The 15,324-nt window shown below is 70.2% G+C and carries 15 protein-coding genes; 10 read left to right on the forward strand and 5 right to left on the reverse strand.

All coding sequences use genetic code 11. The features are described 5' to 3' along the window. Positions 1 to 30 precede the first annotated feature (30 nt). Positions 31 to 1,080: a methionine synthase gene (locus ITJ68_RS18290; protein WP_194663514.1), complete on the reverse strand. Its 1,050-nt coding sequence runs from the start codon at positions 1,078 to 1,080 to the stop codon at positions 31 to 33. A 29-nt stretch (positions 1,081 to 1,109) separates the two neighbouring features. Further along, the gene (locus ITJ68_RS18295; RefSeq protein ID WP_194663516.1) at positions 1,110 to 2,117 is read right to left on the reverse strand and encodes a putative oxygenase MesX; all 1,008 of its coding nucleotides are present in this window, start codon (positions 2,115 to 2,117) and stop codon (positions 1,110 to 1,112) included. Positions 2,118 to 2,189: 72 nt separating this feature from the next. Here ITJ68_RS18295 and ITJ68_RS18300 point away from each other — a divergent pair, with 72 nt between their 5' ends. Both ITJ68_RS18300 and ITJ68_RS18305 read left to right on the forward strand, forming a co-directional pair. After that, the gene (locus tag ITJ68_RS18300; RefSeq protein ID WP_194663517.1) at positions 2,190 to 3,131 is read left to right on the forward strand and encodes a LysR family transcriptional regulator; all 942 of its coding nucleotides are present in this window, start codon (positions 2,190 to 2,192) and stop codon (positions 3,129 to 3,131) included. 199 nt (positions 3,132 to 3,330) lie between these two features. Next, positions 3,331 to 4,449: a GDSL-type esterase/lipase family protein gene (locus ITJ68_RS18305; protein ID WP_194663518.1), complete on the forward strand. Its 1,119-nt coding sequence runs from the start codon at positions 3,331 to 3,333 to the stop codon at positions 4,447 to 4,449. 34 nt (positions 4,450 to 4,483) lie between these two features. Here ITJ68_RS18305 and ITJ68_RS18310 read toward each other — a convergent pair whose 3' ends face one another. Next, complete coding sequence (locus tag ITJ68_RS18310) at positions 4,484 to 4,999, reverse strand: VanZ family protein (RefSeq protein WP_194663519.1); 516 nt, start codon at positions 4,997 to 4,999, stop codon at positions 4,484 to 4,486. A gap of 65 nt (positions 5,000 to 5,064) precedes the next feature. On the opposite strand from ITJ68_RS18310, the gene ITJ68_RS18315 reads away from it, so the two are divergent. After that, a complete protein-coding gene (locus ITJ68_RS18315; protein ID WP_194663520.1) occupies positions 5,065 to 5,787 on the forward strand; it encodes a tyrosine-protein phosphatase in 723 nt (240 codons plus the stop codon). A 213-nt stretch (positions 5,788 to 6,000) separates the two neighbouring features. Beyond that, a complete protein-coding gene (locus ITJ68_RS18320; RefSeq protein WP_194663521.1) occupies positions 6,001 to 6,495 on the forward strand; it encodes a hypothetical protein in 495 nt (164 codons plus the stop codon). Between the two features lie 103 nt (positions 6,496 to 6,598). Here the strand turns inward: ITJ68_RS18320 and ITJ68_RS18325 are convergent, their stop codons facing one another. After that, positions 6,599 to 7,537, reverse strand: coding sequence for a ketopantoate reductase family protein (locus ITJ68_RS18325; protein WP_194663522.1), 939 nt, complete (start codon positions 7,535 to 7,537; stop codon positions 6,599 to 6,601). A 97-nt stretch (positions 7,538 to 7,634) separates the two neighbouring features. Here ITJ68_RS18325 and ITJ68_RS18330 point away from each other — a divergent pair, with 97 nt between their 5' ends. After that, a complete protein-coding gene (locus ITJ68_RS18330) occupies positions 7,635 to 8,165 on the forward strand; it encodes a helix-turn-helix domain-containing protein (RefSeq protein WP_323743376.1) in 531 nt (176 codons plus the stop codon). Between the two features lie 193 nt (positions 8,166 to 8,358). On the opposite strand, the gene ITJ68_RS18335 is transcribed toward ITJ68_RS18330, so the two are convergent. Then, the gene (locus ITJ68_RS18335; protein WP_194663524.1) at positions 8,359 to 8,907 is read right to left on the reverse strand and encodes an alternate-type signal peptide domain-containing protein; all 549 of its coding nucleotides are present in this window, start codon (positions 8,905 to 8,907) and stop codon (positions 8,359 to 8,361) included. 108 nt (positions 8,908 to 9,015) lie between these two features. Here ITJ68_RS18335 and ITJ68_RS18340 point away from each other — a divergent pair, with 108 nt between their 5' ends. From ITJ68_RS18340 to ITJ68_RS18360, 5 genes are all read left to right on the forward strand, one after another. Continuing rightward, positions 9,016 to 10,524, forward strand: coding sequence for an SDR family NAD(P)-dependent oxidoreductase (locus ITJ68_RS18340; protein ID WP_228506081.1), 1,509 nt, complete (start codon positions 9,016 to 9,018; stop codon positions 10,522 to 10,524). Positions 10,525 to 10,568: 44 nt separating this feature from the next. Beyond that, positions 10,569 to 12,041 (forward strand): MFS transporter, encoded by a 1,473-nt coding sequence (locus ITJ68_RS18345; RefSeq protein ID WP_194663527.1) that lies wholly within the window; start codon positions 10,569 to 10,571, stop codon positions 12,039 to 12,041. 142 nt (positions 12,042 to 12,183) lie between these two features. Then, positions 12,184 to 12,453, forward strand: coding sequence for a lactococcin 972 family bacteriocin (locus tag ITJ68_RS18350; protein ID WP_194663529.1), 270 nt, complete (start codon positions 12,184 to 12,186; stop codon positions 12,451 to 12,453). A 31-nt stretch (positions 12,454 to 12,484) separates the two neighbouring features. Next, complete coding sequence (locus ITJ68_RS18355) at positions 12,485 to 14,467, forward strand: hypothetical protein (RefSeq protein WP_194663532.1); 1,983 nt, start codon at positions 12,485 to 12,487, stop codon at positions 14,465 to 14,467. Beyond that, positions 14,457 to 15,122 carry an ABC transporter ATP-binding protein gene (locus tag ITJ68_RS18360; protein WP_194663533.1) on the forward strand — a complete coding sequence of 222 codons (666 nt, stop codon included), beginning with the start codon at positions 14,457 to 14,459 and terminating at the stop codon, positions 15,120 to 15,122. The genes ITJ68_RS18355 and ITJ68_RS18360 overlap by 11 nt, the downstream gene beginning before the upstream one ends. Positions 15,123 to 15,324: the final 202 nt, after the last annotated feature.

Consider the following 15,324-nt stretch of genomic DNA (forward strand, 5'->3'; position numbering starts at 1 on the left):
GCTGAGCGCTGCAGTCCGCTCAGCGTCGGGCTAGCGTCCCGACGGGACCGCGGTGCCGACGAGCTCCGCCCGGACGATGTCGGCTCCGGCCGACAACGCACCGAGCTTGTCGAGCGCGGCACCACGCGCGAGGGGAGCCATGCCGCAGTTGGAGCTCGGGATGAGCTTGTCGGCGTCGACGAACTCCAGGGCGCGACGGAGCACCTCCGCGACTTCCTCCGGGGTCTCGACGGCCTCGGTCGCGACGTCGATCGCGCCGAGCATGACCTTCTTCCCGCGGATGAGCTCGACGAGTTCGAGCGGGACATGGGAGTGGATGCACTCGAGCGAGACGATGTCGATCGACGACTGCTGGAGGAGTGGGAAGGACTGCTCGTACTGGCGCCACTCGGCCCCGAGCGTCTCCTTCCACCTGTTGTTGGCCTCGATGCCGTAGCCGTAACAGATGTGCACGGCGGTCTCGGCGCGGAGGCCCTCGGCAGCGCGTTCGAGCGCGGCGACGCCCCAGTCCTGCACCTCGTCGTGGAAGACGGTGAAGGCGGGCTCGTCGAACTGGATGACGTCGACGCCGGCGGCTTCGAGTTCGCGCGCTTCCTCGTTGAGGATCGTGGCGAACTCCCACGCCAGCTTCTCGCGGCTCTTGTAGTGCTGGTCGGAGAGCGTGTCGATCATGGTCATCGGGCCGGGGAGCGCCCACTTGATCGGGCGGTCGGTCTGGCTCCGCAGGAACGCAGCGTCCTCGACGAACACGGGCGCCCGGCGGCTCACGGCACCGACGACGGTCGGGACGGCAGCGTCGTACCGGTCACGGATCCGGACGGTCTCCTTGCGGTCGAGGTCGACCCCGTCGAGGTGCTCGATGAACGTGGTGACGAAGTGCTGGCGGGTCTGCTCGCCGTCGCTGACGATGTCGATGCCGTGGCGTTCCTGCTCGTGGACGGCGGACCGGAGTGCGTCCTGCTTGCCCTCGGTCAGTGCCGTCCCTTCCAGCAGCCAGGGGGACCAGAGCCGCTCGGGCTCGGCGAGCCAGGACGGTTTCGGCAGGCTGCCGACGATGGAGGTGGGCAGGAGGGTGCTCATGTGCAGGTGGTTCCTGTCGTTGGGGGAGGTCAGTGGGTGAGAGCGGCCTGAGCTGTGGGCGACAAGGCCCACTGCTCGAGGAGTGCTCGGTGCGGCTCGACGAGGTGCTCCTCGGTGTACCGGCCCTGGGTGATCGCGAGGCGGCTCCGTTCCTCCCGGTCGTAGGTGACGGACGGCGTGGAGAAGTCCGTGTGCGCCAGGCTCGGGCGGTAGGTGCTCGGAGCGGCGGTGTTCGCGTTGTAGATCTCCGGTCGGTAGATCTTCTGGAACGTCTCCATGGTGCTGATCGTGCCGATGAGCTGCAGGTCCGAGTAGTCGTTCGCCACGTCGCCGCGGGAGTAGAACGCGAGGGGCGCCTTCCCGCCGGCGGGCATGAAGTAGCGGACCTGCATGCCCATCCGACCGAAGTAGTCGTCGGTGAGGGAGGAGTGCTCGTGCTCGTACTCGGCACCGAGGACCGGGTGGACGTACTCCGTCTGTCGGTAGGTCTGGCTCGTCGAGACGCTGATGCACACGACGGGCTCGACGCTGAAGTTCGACCGGAACGCCGAGGACTCCAGGAAGCGCTGGAAGAGCTGTCCGTGGAGCTCGCCGAAGTCGGACGGGACCGAGGACAGCGACGGCAGCAGGACGGCGAAGTCGTAGTCGCGCAGGTACGAGGAGAAGTTGTTGCCGAGGATCCCCTGGTGGCGCTCGCCGGTGTGCTGGTCGAGGATCGCGACGTCGAGCATCTCGAGCAAGGGGAACTCGCCGGCAGAACCCTGGTCGACGAAGTGCGCGGTGACCGAGACGATGTCGAGCTCGACCCGGAAGCGGTCGCCAGCCGAACCGGCAGACCCGTCCGACCCGGCCGGGATGCCCGACGCGAGCTCGTTGCAGCGCCGGTCGATCATGCCGATGGCCGTGCGGAGGTTCTGCTGACGGTGCTCACCGCGCGCCAGGTTGGCGAAGTTCGTGGTCAACCGGGAGCTGTCCGCGGGGGAGTAGTCCTCGTCGAACCGCGTCCGCGTGATGCTGAAGGTCAGGTCATTCGCCATCCCCCGAGCATGACGGGACGAGCGGGTCATCGGGTAATCCCGAATCGCTATGCGCTGGTATAGCCTCCGCCTATGGCCCGGGTCTCGAACGACATCACGCTGCAGCAACTCCGGTACTTCATCGAGGTCGCGACGGAGGGCTCGATCAGCGCAGCCGCCGATCTGCTGTACGTCGCGCAACCGACCCTGTCCGCGGCGATGAAGGACCTCGAGACGCGGATCGGGCGCCCGCTGTTCGTCCGGTCGGCCCGCGGGGTGGTGCTCACCGTCGACGGCGTCGAGTTCCTCGGGTACGCCCGACAGGTCGTCGAGCAGGTCTCCCTCCTCGAACAGCGCTACGTCGGTGGGCAACCGTCGCGTCGGCTGCTCGGGGTGTCGGCGCAGCACTACTCGTTCGCCGTGGAGGCCTTCGTCCGCATGGTCGATGCGGCGGCCGCGGACGAGTACGAGTTCTCCCTCCGCGAGACCCGCACCTGGGACATCATCGAGGACGTCCGCACGCTCCGGAGCGAGGTGGGCATCCTCTACCGCAACGACTTCAACCGGCAGGTCCTCGGGAAGCTGCTCCGGGACGCCGGCGTCGTGTTCACCCCGCTGTTCATCGCGGAGCCGCACATCTTCGTCGCCAAGCGGAACCCGCTCGCGTCCCGGAAACGTGCGACCCTCGCCGAAATCGCGGACCTGCCTCGGCTCACGTTCGACCAGGGCGCGAACAACTCCTTCTACCTGGCCGAGGAGATCCTGTCGACGATGTCGAGCAAACGGGAGATCCGCGTCTCGGACCGGGCGACGATCTTCAACCTCATGATCGGCCTCGGTGGGTACACGATCTCGACGGGGCTCATCAGCGACGACCTGGACCCCGAGATCGTCGCCATCCCGCTCGACGTCGACGAACGCATCGAGATCGGGTGGATCGCCCACGCCTCGGTCCCGCTGACCGTGCAGGCGCAGGCGTACTTGGAGGAGCTACGCGCGGTGGTCACCAGCTACGGCGTCGAGCCGCTGGGGTGAGCAGGCGGGCATCGGACGGGAGGCTCGTGGCGGGCCCGCCACGAGCCTCCCGTCCGTCCGGTGTCCTGCCCGCTTCTGCCAGGTCCGAGCAGTTACCCTGAGCCCGCCAGGACCTCGGTCGTGAGCGACAACCCGAACCGCATGCGGAGGCACCGTGCTCGACCGAACACGACGACGACCATCTCGAACGGCAACGCGTGTGGTCGCCGGGCTGCTCGTCGCCCTGGTCGCGACCGTCGCGACGGGGTGCGCCTCGACGAAGCCCGCGGAGCGCGAGCCCCTCGCCGCGTGGAACGCCGCCGTGGCCGACCGGTCTGATGCACCCGCCAAGTGGGTCGCTCTCGGGGACTCGATCACCGAGGGCCAGGGTGCCTCCGCTCGTTCCACGCGCTGGATGGACCTGACGCTGGACCAGCTGCGGACGCGTCACGCGACGTCGGGGGCCCGCGGGGGTGCCGGGTACCTCCCCGCGCAGTTCGCGGTCTACGCGCCGGACTCGACCTGGGGCGACTGGGCGACGTCGAAGACGGGGTCGAGCCAGTACGACGTGACCGTCCCCGACCTCGGCTACCGGGCGGTCGCCATGCAGGGGGGCGCTTCGCGGACCTACCCGTTCACCGGGACCGGCATCGACATCTGGTGGACGCGCTACGACGGCTCGGGCGACTTCACCTACAGCATCGACGGCGGCGCACCGACGACGGTGTCGACGACGGGGAAGGCCAGCACCGGGACCGTCACGAAGGTGGACGGCCTCCGGCGGGGGGAGCACGCCATCACCGTCACCGCAGTGAACCCGTTCTCGCTGCAGGGCTTCACGGTCTACGACGGCGATCGGGACAAGGGCATCCAGCTGTACGACTCGGCGCACTCCGGGGCGACGATCGCGACCTTCACCGAGGACCAGGCCGGATTCCTGCGGGCCATGCGCCGTGCGGGGCCGAACCTGATCACCATCACGCTGGGCGGCAACGACTCGCAGCACGTCACGCCCGCGGAGCTCGGACGGCAGTACCAGGCGTTCCTCGAGGCGCTCGCCGCACTGCCCACCAAGCCCTCACTGCTCGTGATCGGCGAGTTCACGCCGGCTCCTGCGATGACGAACAACATGTCGAGCCCCTGGTCGAGCTACCTCTCCGCCACGAAGAAGGCCGCTGCGGCTGCCGGGGCTGCGTACGTGAGCATGGACGACACCTTCCCGAAGGCCACGTACTCCGGCACCGGGATCTACTCGACGGACGGCCTGCACCCGAACGACAAGGGCCAGCGCCGGATCGCGAAGCTCGTGTTGTCCACGCTCGCCGCGCACGAGGACTGACCGACCGAACCGTGCCGCGGGCGGTCCGCACGAGCTACGGAGTCGCTCCGTCCGGGTGCGCCTGCCGGGTGCGCTGCCGGCGGTCGACGGCGATGATGCCGGCGCCGAGGAGGCCGGCGAGCACGGCACCGACCGTGTTCATGAACCAGTCGTTGGTGTCGCACGCCCTGCCGAGGTTCGGCAGCAGTGCCTGGACGAGCTCGATGGCGGCGGACAGCCCGGACGCCGCAGCCACGGCCCAGACCGGTCGGCTCGTGAGCAGCGCGGCGAAGAGCGTCACCGGGAACAGGAGCGCGACGTTGGCGAGCGTGTCGATGCCCTGGAACGGGACGGAGAACTGCACCGTGCAGAAGGTCCCGTTGCCCCCGTCGCCCGCCGGGGTCATCGTCAACGCGAGCACCCCCACCGCGCTGATGACGGCGAGCGTCACGAGCGTCCGCCGAGCCTGCCGGCGGTGCGTCCACCATCCCAGGGCCGTGAACGCGACCAGGACGACCCAGAAGAGCACCTTCACGGCCGATGCGTGGTTGACGAGGAAGGTCGTGATCACGAGGAGATCCTCCCATCGCTCGTGCAGGCCGGCGGTACCGCTGCGCTCGTCGCTATGGTGTCTGCGTGCGAGACCTCGTGTGGGACGGGTACCTGAACGCCCGAGACCTGGGCGGCCTCCCGACGCCCCTGTCCGCGACCGGGGCGACCCGCTTCGGCAGGGTGGCACGAGGGCCGCGCCGCGAGCTGTTGACCGAGACCGGGTGGCGGGACGCCCACGGCTGGGGCCTCGCAGCGGTGGTCGATCTCCGGTGCGCACACGAGGTCGGCGTCCGCGACGGGGACCCCGTCGTCGCTCCCGAGACGCTCGACGCTGTCCCGGTGGTGCACGCGCCGACCGAGGACCAGGACGACCCCGAGTTCCGGGAGACGTGCTTCCCGATCCTGGACTCGCCCGAGTACTGGCGACACAACTGGCGCATCTTGCCGCACCTCGTCCTCGGCACGCTGACGGCGATCGCGGACGCGCCGCACGGACTCCTGGTGCACTGCAGCGCTGGCCGCGACCGAACGGGCATGATCAGCGCGCTCCTGCTCAGCAATGCGGGGGTTGCGCCAGCGGTGGTCGCTGCCGACTACGCGGAGTCGGTCCGGGTGATGGCAGGGGCGAAGTCGCACGCGCCCCACGACCGGCAGGCCACCTGGGGGACGGACGAGGTCGACGAGTGGATCGCGCTGACTGCTCCGATCGTCGAAGACGTGGCTGCCGACGTCGACGCCGCCTTCGCGACCATCGGGGCTGACGCCGAGCTGCGGGTCCGGCTGCGCGGTCGCCTGACGGAGCGCTGATGCGTGGTCGTCGGAGTGCGCTTGCAGTCGCGGTGCTGACGATCGTCGGGGGCGGCCTGAAGACATCGGACGCGGAGCACCTCGACCGCATGATCACGCACGTTCCCGCACGATCCCGCATCATCAGGCATGAGTTACGGTCATGAACTGGCCTGGGCGGGCAGGATCTGACGGGTCGGTCTCGATGGTCGAGGCCCGAAGAGGAGCACCCGCATGTCGTCGAACCCGTACCAGTCGAACGCGCAACAGGCGGCGCCGACCGCAGCGCCCCGTTTCGTCACGATCGCGTTCTGGTTGTACCTGATCACCGCACTGGCGCACATCGTCGGCATCATCATCAGTGCGACGCGGCTGCCGGCAGCGCAGCAGGCGGCGAAGGACCAGCTCCAGCAGTCGGGGACCTCGACGAACGGCGTGGACGTCAACGGCATCCTCGGCGCGACCCTCGTTGCCAGCATCGTCATCGGCGTGCTCTACATCATCGCGTTCATCGTCTTCGACCTGTTCATGCGCCGCGGTGCGAACTGGGCCCGGATCGTCCTGCTCATCGTGACGATCCTCGGCCTCACCGGCGTGATCGGTGGCTCCGGTGTGGGAGCGGTCGGGGTCCTCGCCTCGGTCGTCGCGGCCGTCCTGACGTTCCTGCCGGCGTCGAACGCCTGGTTCCGCGCGGTGAAGGACCGCAAGCGGGGCGCGATCCAGAACTGACGAGATCCAGACAGGAGGCTCGGTGCCGGTTGGCACCGAGCCTCCTGCACGTCCGAGGGGCTCGAGGGGTCCGCGTCTTCCCGGCGAGGACGGCGGGTGCGGCTCAGCGGAGCAGGGCTGACCGGTCGAGGCGCGGGGTCGCGATGCCGAGCTCGCGGGCTGTGTGGGACACGTCCTCGATGACGGCGCGCGGTTCTGCGGCGTTCGGGTCACCGTGCCCCGCGAGGCTCGCGCGGGCGATCGGGACGAGGCGCGTCGCCGCTGCGAGCATGGCTCCCGTCAGCTTCGGGCGCCGCGCGGGGAGCGACGCCGTCCGGTGGAGGCTGAGGTCGACGCCTCGTGCCTCGAGGACCGGGAGGAGCTCGCGGCTCGTCAGGAAGGCGTCGCCGAGTGCGCGCCGGTCCCCGATCATGCTCGCGAGCCCGCCGTAACGCAGTGCCGCGGAGAACATGCCCGCGTCCAGGACGACGTGCAGCCAGAGCCACCCGCGCATGTCCGGTTGGTCGCGGACGACGAACCCCGCCTGTCGGAAGGCGAGCCGAGCCTCCAGTCCGCGTCGGTCTGGACCGGGTGCCGGTGCTGCCAGGGTGACCGATCGGAGGACCCCACCGTGCAGGACGCCGTCATCGCTGAAGCCGCCGCCCGCGCCGGGGAAGCCGAACACCACCTGATCGGCCGGGATCGGGGCGATCGCGTCGACGGGTTCCTCCCAGACGTTGCCGAGGACCACCACTGTCGCGTCGCCGATGCGGGGCGCCAGGAACGCTGCCGCTTCGCGGAGTCGGTGGTGGCCGACGCTGAGGACGACGAGGTCGTAGCCGTCGTCCGGGTGGACCGACTCACGGAGCTCGGCCCGGTAGGAGGTTGCGCTCCGTCGGCCGAGGGGGCCGCGTCGCCCGTCGACGACGTCCAGCTCCACTCGGTCGCCGTACTCCGCAGCGCGCCCCGGGCGGACGTAGTGGTCGACGTCGTGGCCTGCCTGGTGGAAGGCCTGGCCGTAGATGGTCGCGATGACCCCGCGTCCGAACATGAGGATCCGCATCGTGCACCTGTCCGCTAAGTTGGAGGCCGTCTCCACTTGTGAAGATACGGAGACTGTCTCCGCTTGTCAACGACTGCTGTCCGATCGAGGAGGACCAGTGCGCGCCGATGCTCGACGGAACCGGGACGCGATCATCGCGGCGGCTCGGACGGTGTTCGAGCGCGACGAGCAGCTCCGGTTCGACGACTTCGCCACGCGTGCCGGTGTCGGGGTCGGGACGCTGTACCGGCACTTCCCGACGCGGGAGGCGTTGGCGGCGGCGGTCTACCAGGGCGAGGTCGAGGCGCTCTGCGGGCAGGCGCGGGACTCGGTGCGGCCGGCGGGGGAGCGCCTCGAGGTGTTCCTGCACACGTTCGTGGAGTACGTGGTCGAGCATGCGGCGTTGGCCCGGACCCTCGCGTCCGTCGTCGATCCGGCGACCCAGGCCGAGGGTGGTAGCGAGCTCGAGCGCACGCTCGGTGACCTGATGGCCTCCGCGGTCGCCGAGGGTGCCATCGGAGCGGATGCGACTCCGGGTGCCGTGCTCGTCGCGCTGCATGGCATCGGGTCTGCGACCGACCGGCCGGAGTGGGCCGCGGAGGCGCGGGAGTTGGTGGAGCTGGTGCTGCGGGGGCTCAGGGCGCACTGACGTGCGGAAGCGGTCGGCTCAGCGCCGGACGTCCGAGCTCGGCGGCCGGTCCAGCGGGTCGGTTCAGGCGGTCGGCGGCGCGTCCGAGCAGCCAGTTCGGTGCCCCGTGACCTCGGCTCGTCCTTCAGCGTTGGGTGACGCAACATCAGCCCGGCGGGCGTTGTCGACCACAGCGAGGTCGGGGCCGTCGCGGTCAGCCCTCGATCGGGTTCTGCGTCAGCGTGAACGTCAGCCCGCTCAGGTTGATCGTCTGCGCCTTGCCGGTCGTCACGTCCGACGACAGACCGATCGTGTAGGTCACGTCGAGCACCGAGGTCCCCGCCGTGGGCTTGACGGTCCACGTGGTCCGGCCGGCCGGGGCCAGTGACGAACTCGTCGACGAGACGCCGAGCGACTGGGTCGACGCGGCGATGAGGTCGGCGTCGCCGGTGATGCTCTGCGGTGTCCAGGACAGGTCGGCGGAGAGGTCGTCCCCGGTCGCGGTGACGTCCAGCGTCTGGTGGAACTGGTACGTGTTCCCCGGCACCATGCGCACCTTCGCGATGTCCACGACGTCGGAGCGGCCGTTCGTGATGTCCGTCCAGACGCCGTCGGCGTTCGCGGACAGGGCGAGCGTGCCCGAGCTGACGGTCGAGGGCTGGGTCTCGGCGTCGGCGTTCCAGAGGGCGAAGGTGCTCGCGCCACCGAGGAGCAGGGCGATGCCGGCAGCCCCGGCGATGGCACCGTTGACGATCTTGAGCATGGAGTTCCGTTCGGGTCGGGTTCGCGGAATGCCCTGAACGTACCGGTCCCCCGAAGTGCGGACACGGGCCTCATCCACTTCACCGGCCCCCAGAACGAGGGTGTGCCGATGGGTCGCGGTCCACGGCTCCGCGGGACCGTAGAATCTCGTGTGACCTCCGAGCCCCTCGACCCCAGCAGCATCCCTCCCGAGGACCTGGCCGTCACGCTCCGGGTGTTGGAGCAGCTGACCGAGATCGACGAGGCGCACCCCGACTTCGTCCGCGTGCGGCACGCGACGGCGAGGATGTTCAAGGCCGTCAAGCGGGCGCACCGGCTCGAGAAGCGCGCGGTCATCGCCGAGGCGGATCGACGCGTCATCGCCGCGACCGCGACCGGCGCCGCGGACCGGATCGACGACGAGACCCGCGGCGTCCCGATCAGCGCCTCGACGGCAGCGGCCACCGCCGGCACCCTGCTGAAGGCCCGCCCCTGCTACATGTGCAAGCAGCAGTACACGGTCGTCGACGCGTTCTACCACCAGCTGTGCCCGGCGTGCGCGGCCATGAGTCACGCCAAGCGCGACGCCCGGACCGACCTGACGGGCAAGCGCGCCCTGCTCACCGGCGGGCGCGCGAAGATCGGCATGTACATCGCGCTCCGGCTGCTGCGCGACGGTGCCCACACCACCATCACGACCCGGTTCCCGCGCGACGCGGTACGCCGGTTCACGAGCCTGCCCGACTCCGCCGACTGGATCTCGCGTCTGAAGGTCGTCGGCATCGACCTCCGTGACCCCGCGCAGGTCATCGGGCTCGCGGAGGACGTCGCCGCGTCCGGGCCCCTCGACATCCTGGTGAACAACGCCACGCAGACCGTGCGCCGGTCGCCGGGGGCGTACCAGCCGCTCGCCGACGCCGAGCTCGCCCCGCTGCCGGACGGGCCACTGCCCGAGCTGGTGACGTTCGGCCACACGAACGACCAGCACCCGCTGGCTCTGGCGCGCTCGGTCACGGCGCACCCCGTGCTCGCGGCCGCTGCGGCCCGGGCGGAGGAGCTCACCGAGCAGGCGATGGCTCCCGGGTCGAGCTCGCTCGAACGACTGGCCGGAGGAACCGCGATCGACGCCGGCGGTCTCGTCCCCGACCTGCACGACGTGAACTCGTGGACGCAGCAGGTCGACGAGGTGGACCCGCTCGAGATGCTCGAGGTGCAGCTCGCGAACACGACGGCACCGTTCATCCTGATCTCGAAGCTCCGAGCGGCGATGGCAGCGAGTGGCGCACGCCGGACGTACGTGGTGAACGTGAGCGCCATGGAAGGGGTGTTCGGCCGTGCGTACAAGGGGCCGGGGCACCCGCACACGAACATGGCGAAGGCCGCGGTCAACATGCTGACGCGGACGAGCGCGCAGGAGATGTTCGAGACGGACCGGATCCTGATGACGAGCGTCGACACCGGTTGGATCACGGACGAGCGGCCGCACCCGACGAAGGTGCGACTGGCGGAGGAGGGCTTCCATGCTCCGCTCGACCTGGTCGACGGAGCAGCCCGCGTGTACGACCCGATCGTGCGGGGAGAAGCGGGCGAGGACGTGTTCGGCGTGTTCCTGAAGGACTACCAACCCAGCGCCTGGTGATCCCGACGCCACGGGCAGGTTCGCGAGCCTAGCGTGGGGTCGTCATGACAGCTGAAGATCGCACAACTCCGGAGTCCGACGTGGCTCCCTCCGACCAGCCGGATCCGAACCGCTGGAAAGCCCTCGTCATCTGCCTGCTCGGCGGCGGGATCGTCCTCCTCGACGTCTCGATCGTCAACGTCGCGCTGCAGTCCATCTCGACCGGGCTCCCCGGCACCTCGCCCGAGGCCGTCCAGTGGATCCTGTCCGGGTACGCCCTGTCCTTCGGGCTCCTCCTCGTGCCCGGCGGCCGACTCGGTGACGCCACGGGCCGACGCCGGATGTTCGTCATCGGGGTCGGGCTCTTCACCGTCGCGAGTGCCCTCTGCGGGTTCGCGCCGAACGGCATCGTCCTGGTGGTCGCGCGCCTGGTGCAGGGGCTCGCGGGCGGTCTGCTCACCCCGCAGGTCACCGCGCTCATCCAGCAGCTGTTCCGCGGCAAGGAGCGGGGCACCGCCTTCGGGCTCTTCGGGGCGACGGTCGGCATCGCGACCGCGATCGGTCCGCTCATCGGCGGCTTGCTCATCACGGCGTTCGGCACCGAGAACGGGTGGCGCTTCGTCTTCTTCGTGAACCTGCCCGTCGGGGTCGTGACGATCCTCCTGGCCTTCCGCTACCTGCCGGGCATGACCAGCACCGAACGGGGTCGCAAGCACGACTTCGACCCGGTCGGCATCGTGCTGCTCGGTGCCGCGGTGGTCGCGCTGCTCCTGCCGTTCGTGCAGTCCTCGGAGTGGAAGGGCAACACGAAGTGGTGGCTCGTGGTCGTCGCCGTCGTGCTCGGCGCGCTCTTCGTCCTGTGGGAGCGGCGCTACGAGCGGACGAAGGAGCCCCTGATCGACCTGGGGCTGTTCCGCCGTCGGTCGTTCTCGCTCGGCGTCGGCCTGGCCACGCTCTACTTCGCCGGTTTCACCCCGCTGTTCTTCGTCCTGACGCTCGCGCTGCAGTCGGGCCTGCACTACTCGGCGCTGATGGCAGGCCTGTCGTCGGTGCCGTTCGCGATCGGTTCGGGCATCGCCTCGACCATCGGCGGTCGGATCGTGCACCGCTTCGGTCGGCAGCTCATCGTCATCGGGACGATCCTCGTGCTCCTCGGGCTCGGCGCGGTCATCTGGGTGGTCGCGAACCACTACCGGTCCGACCTCGGCTGGTGGCTCGTCCTGCCGCTGCTCGTCGCCGGCATCGGCTCCGGGCTCACCATCTCCCCGAACCAGACGCTCACCCTCTCCGAGGTGCCCGTCGAACAGGGCGGCTCCGCGGGCGGCCTGATCCAGGTCGGCGCCCGGGTCGGTTCCGCAGTGGGCATCGCCGCGGTCGGCAGCGTCTTCTACTCGATCCTGGCGAACTCGAACGGTGACTACGCCAAGGGCCTGCCGCTCGGGCTCGGCGTCTCGCTCGGCTTCGTCGCCGCGGCGCTGGTCGCCGGGATCGTCGACGTGGTCGTCGGCAAGGCCCGGGGGACCGAAGCGACGGTCTGAGCACCGGACCACGGACGGACGGGAGGCTCGGTGCCAGCTGGCACCGAGCCTCCCGTCCGTCGTGGCGACCGGGACGGGACCCTCGGGCAGCCATTCGTCCTGGACGGGTGCGCTGTCGCCGTGGGCGTTGTACGTTCGCTGCATGAGATACATCACATGGAAGCGGGGCGCGGCGAACGGCGGGCGCCTGCGGACCACGCAGCGAGTCGGCGGCGGCGTGTGGATCTACGGCATCGGCGGCGGGAACTCGTACTCGTACTACGACCACAGCGGCAAGACGCACAAGTCGACGGCCTGCGCCGGCTTCGGGACGAGCTGCAGGAGTTCCGGGTGGGTGGCGAAGGGCACGCGCTCCGTCGCCCAGGTCCTGCGGACCGCGGGCGGCAACACCGCCTTCTGGGACACGAAGTAACGGCACTCGAGTGGCCTCGAACGTCCTCCGCGTGGGGACCGCTCTCGCAGCCGCGGTGGTCTCGTTCCTGATCGGCTTCGCCGTGCTCAGCGTTCAGGACACGCAGTCGATGGCGACGATCAGGTCGGCACTGATCATCTCCGAGGCGAACGAGGCCGCTCGAGTCGTCGACGTCCTCCGGTCAGAGGCAGAGCACCGCAGCGCCAACTTCTACCGCGTCCGGATGGACCCGACGGGGCGGACTCCGACGCGGACGCTGGTCCCGGTCATCGGTGACCGTGCCGCACACGACCGGGCGTTCCCGGCGGGGGAGTACGCGCGGTTCGACGTCTCCCTGACCACCGAGCTCGAGGCGGCCGGGGACCCGCGCGGCAGCTGGCTCTCGACGCTGCCGCCGCGCGCACTCCAGGACGTCGCGACGACGTTGGGTCGCGCGGGTGTCGAGGCGCAGGTGCAGTCGCTCGGGTGGTCCAGTCTCTTCCGGTTCATGGTCGGGTACACACCGACGGTGACGGCAGCAGTGGTCACGATGAGCGGTGCGTGGCTGCTCGGGTTCGTCCGAGCGGCGTCGCGTGCACGCGTGACAGCGGTCTCCAGGACGCTCGGTGTGCGGTGGCCGTCCGGGCGCGACGTCGGGTTGTCCGTGCTGCTCGCGGCCGGCGCGTTCGTCCTCGTCGGCGGGTTCGCGATCGCAGCGATCGACGGCTACAACGGCGGCCACCGGCTTGCCGCCTACTTCGGCGTGAGTGGTGCCGTGTGGGGCTCCCTCGTGATGGCGTTCGTCTGTGGGGCCTGCGTGTCGGGCTCGCTCCCGCGCCGCCTGCGGTTCCGGTCCGCCTTCTCGGGATGGCTGCCGTGGGGGAGAGGAGCTGTCCTGATGCCAGCCGTGCAGGTGCTGACGTTGACGCTCGTCGTGTTCCTCGTCGCACAGGCCGGGACAGCATGGGGATCGCTCGTCGTCGTCCGCGACAGCCGTCCTGACTGGCAGGCATGCGCAGGGTGCACGACGACGATCTTCCAGGGCTTCGACGGCCCCACAGCGCTCGAGGACGCGGTGGAGCCGTTCGCCTCGGCGGTCCGCGCCACTGAGGCCTCGGGTGGGGTCCTCCTCAGCTGGGCGCCCGGAGCGGCTCGTGGTGATCGGTACACCCCGGGGGACCCAGGGTCGAACGTGATCGTCGCCAACCCGACGTTCATCGAGCGTTCCCGGGGGCGGGTCCCTGATCCGCTCGACGGGGCGGACGGGCCCGGGGAATGGGGGCTCCTGGTTCCGAGCGACCAGGCAGAGCGGGCAGCGGCCATCGCGGCAGAGTGGCGGACGTCCTTCCGAGAGCCGCTCGGGGAAGTCCCGAACCGGGCGGCGCCGAAACGCCCGCACGTCGCCACGTACACGCCCGGTGCCGTCTTCAACTACGGCCAGACGGACCTGCGAGACCGGGCGTACTCGGAGTCTCCCGTCATCGTCGTCGTCCCGGCGTCAGCCGGCCTCCTCGACGACGACTCCTACTTCGCCGCCGGCTCCGCCGGGGACCTCCTGTTCACCGGTGGCGCCGCATCGACACACCGGGTGCTCGATGCCGCTGGCGTCCCTCGGTCCGTGTACGTGGTCGACGCGCTCGCCGACCAGATCGACCGCGGCGTCGCGACGGCCCGAGCGCGCCTCCCCATCGCACTGGTCGGTGGCGCAGCCGGGGTCCTCGCTGCGGTGGGCATGCTCGTCGTGCGCACCCGGGCCTCCGTCCTCGCGAACCGCGACCGGCTGCTCTTCCACCGCACGCACGGACGATCACCGATCCGCGTCCATCTCCGGACCTGGCTCCGGACCGCGGGACTCCTGGCAGGGACCGCGGTCGCCCTCGGCCTGGCGATGCAGAGCGGCCTCACGGGCGCTGACGTCGTTCCTCGGACCGTGGGGGTCGTCTTCGGTGCGGTCGTCGTGCTGGTCGTCCTGACGACCTGGGTCACCACCGCTCGGACCGCCACGACGAAGGAGTTGCTCTCCCATGGGTACTAGCGAGCCAGCGATCGAGGCGATCGGCATCCGCCACGAGGTCGGCGGCCGTCTGCTGTTCGACGCCCTCGATCTGACCGTCCGAGCGGGTGACGTCCACGCGGTGGTCGCACCCTCGGGCGCCGGGAAGTCGACACTGCTCCGGATGATCGGGGGACTCGAGCGCCCGGGTGCCGGCACGATCCGGGTCCTCGACCACGACGTCACGGCACTGCGGGGTGCGGGGCTGCGTCGACACCTCCGCGACCGCGTCGCGTTCGTGTTCCAGGACGCCGGCCTCGTCGAGCGGTGGACGGTCCGGCAGAACATCACGGCGGCCGCTGCGGCAGCGCCACACATCCCGGTCGGCGAGCCGTCGAGCCTGGACGAAGCGGCAGACCTCCTCCATCTGCCGCAGGCGCTCCTGGGACGACGAGCCGCTGAGCTGAGCGGTGGGGAGCGTCAGCGGGTGGCGATCGCCAGGGTCCTCGTCCGCAAGCCACCGGTGGTGCTGATGGACGAGCCGACCGCCGCCCTGGACGCGGAGCTGACCGATCGCGTGGTGCACCTCGTCCGCGAGCTCTCCGATCAGGGCGCAACGATCGTGATGGCGACCCACGACCCGGTGGTCATCGGCGCCGCGGATTCGACCTCGACGCTGTTCCAGCTGCCCACCTGACGGACCGGAGGCGCGCTGTCGGCGGTCTCCGCACCGGACGGCAGTCCTCGTTTCCCGGCGTGACGGATCCGGTTCGCGGATCCCGGGGCGAGCCGACCAGATCCGTCACGGCGCGAATCGGGAACGGGTCTGCTGCGGACCCGTGGAGTTCCGGGGTCAGACCGAGACGGACGGGAGGCTCGGTGCCAGCTGGCACCGAGCC

The sequence above is a fragment of the Curtobacterium sp. VKM Ac-1395 genome, from assembly GCF_015350975.1.
Lineage (GTDB): Bacteria > Actinomycetota > Actinomycetes > Actinomycetales > Microbacteriaceae > Curtobacterium.

Coding starts and splice junctions, on each gene's coding strand:
- ITJ68_RS18300 (WP_194663517.1), top strand. CDS start 2,190: ATGGCCCGGGTCTCGAACGACATCACGCTGCAGCAACTCCGGTACTTC.
- ITJ68_RS18350 (WP_194663529.1), top strand. CDS start 12,184: ATGAGATACATCACATGGAAGCGGGGCGCGGCGAACGGCGGGCGCCTG.
- ITJ68_RS18340 (WP_228506081.1), top strand. CDS start 9,016: ATGGGTCGCGGTCCACGGCTCCGCGGGACCGTAGAATCTCGTGTGACC.
- ITJ68_RS18325 (WP_194663522.1), bottom strand. CDS start 7,537: ATGCGGATCCTCATGTTCGGACGCGGGGTCATCGCGACCATCTACGGC.
- ITJ68_RS18335 (WP_194663524.1), bottom strand. CDS start 8,907: ATGCTCAAGATCGTCAACGGTGCCATCGCCGGGGCTGCCGGCATCGCC.
- ITJ68_RS18360 (WP_194663533.1), top strand. CDS start 14,457: ATGGGTACTAGCGAGCCAGCGATCGAGGCGATCGGCATCCGCCACGAG.
- ITJ68_RS18320 (WP_194663521.1), top strand. CDS start 6,001: ATGTCGTCGAACCCGTACCAGTCGAACGCGCAACAGGCGGCGCCGACC.
- ITJ68_RS18290 (WP_194663514.1), bottom strand. CDS start 1,080: ATGAGCACCCTCCTGCCCACCTCCATCGTCGGCAGCCTGCCGAAACCG.
- ITJ68_RS18345 (WP_194663527.1), top strand. CDS start 10,569: ATGACAGCTGAAGATCGCACAACTCCGGAGTCCGACGTGGCTCCCTCC.
- ITJ68_RS18295 (WP_194663516.1), bottom strand. CDS start 2,117: ATGGCGAATGACCTGACCTTCAGCATCACGCGGACGCGGTTCGACGAG.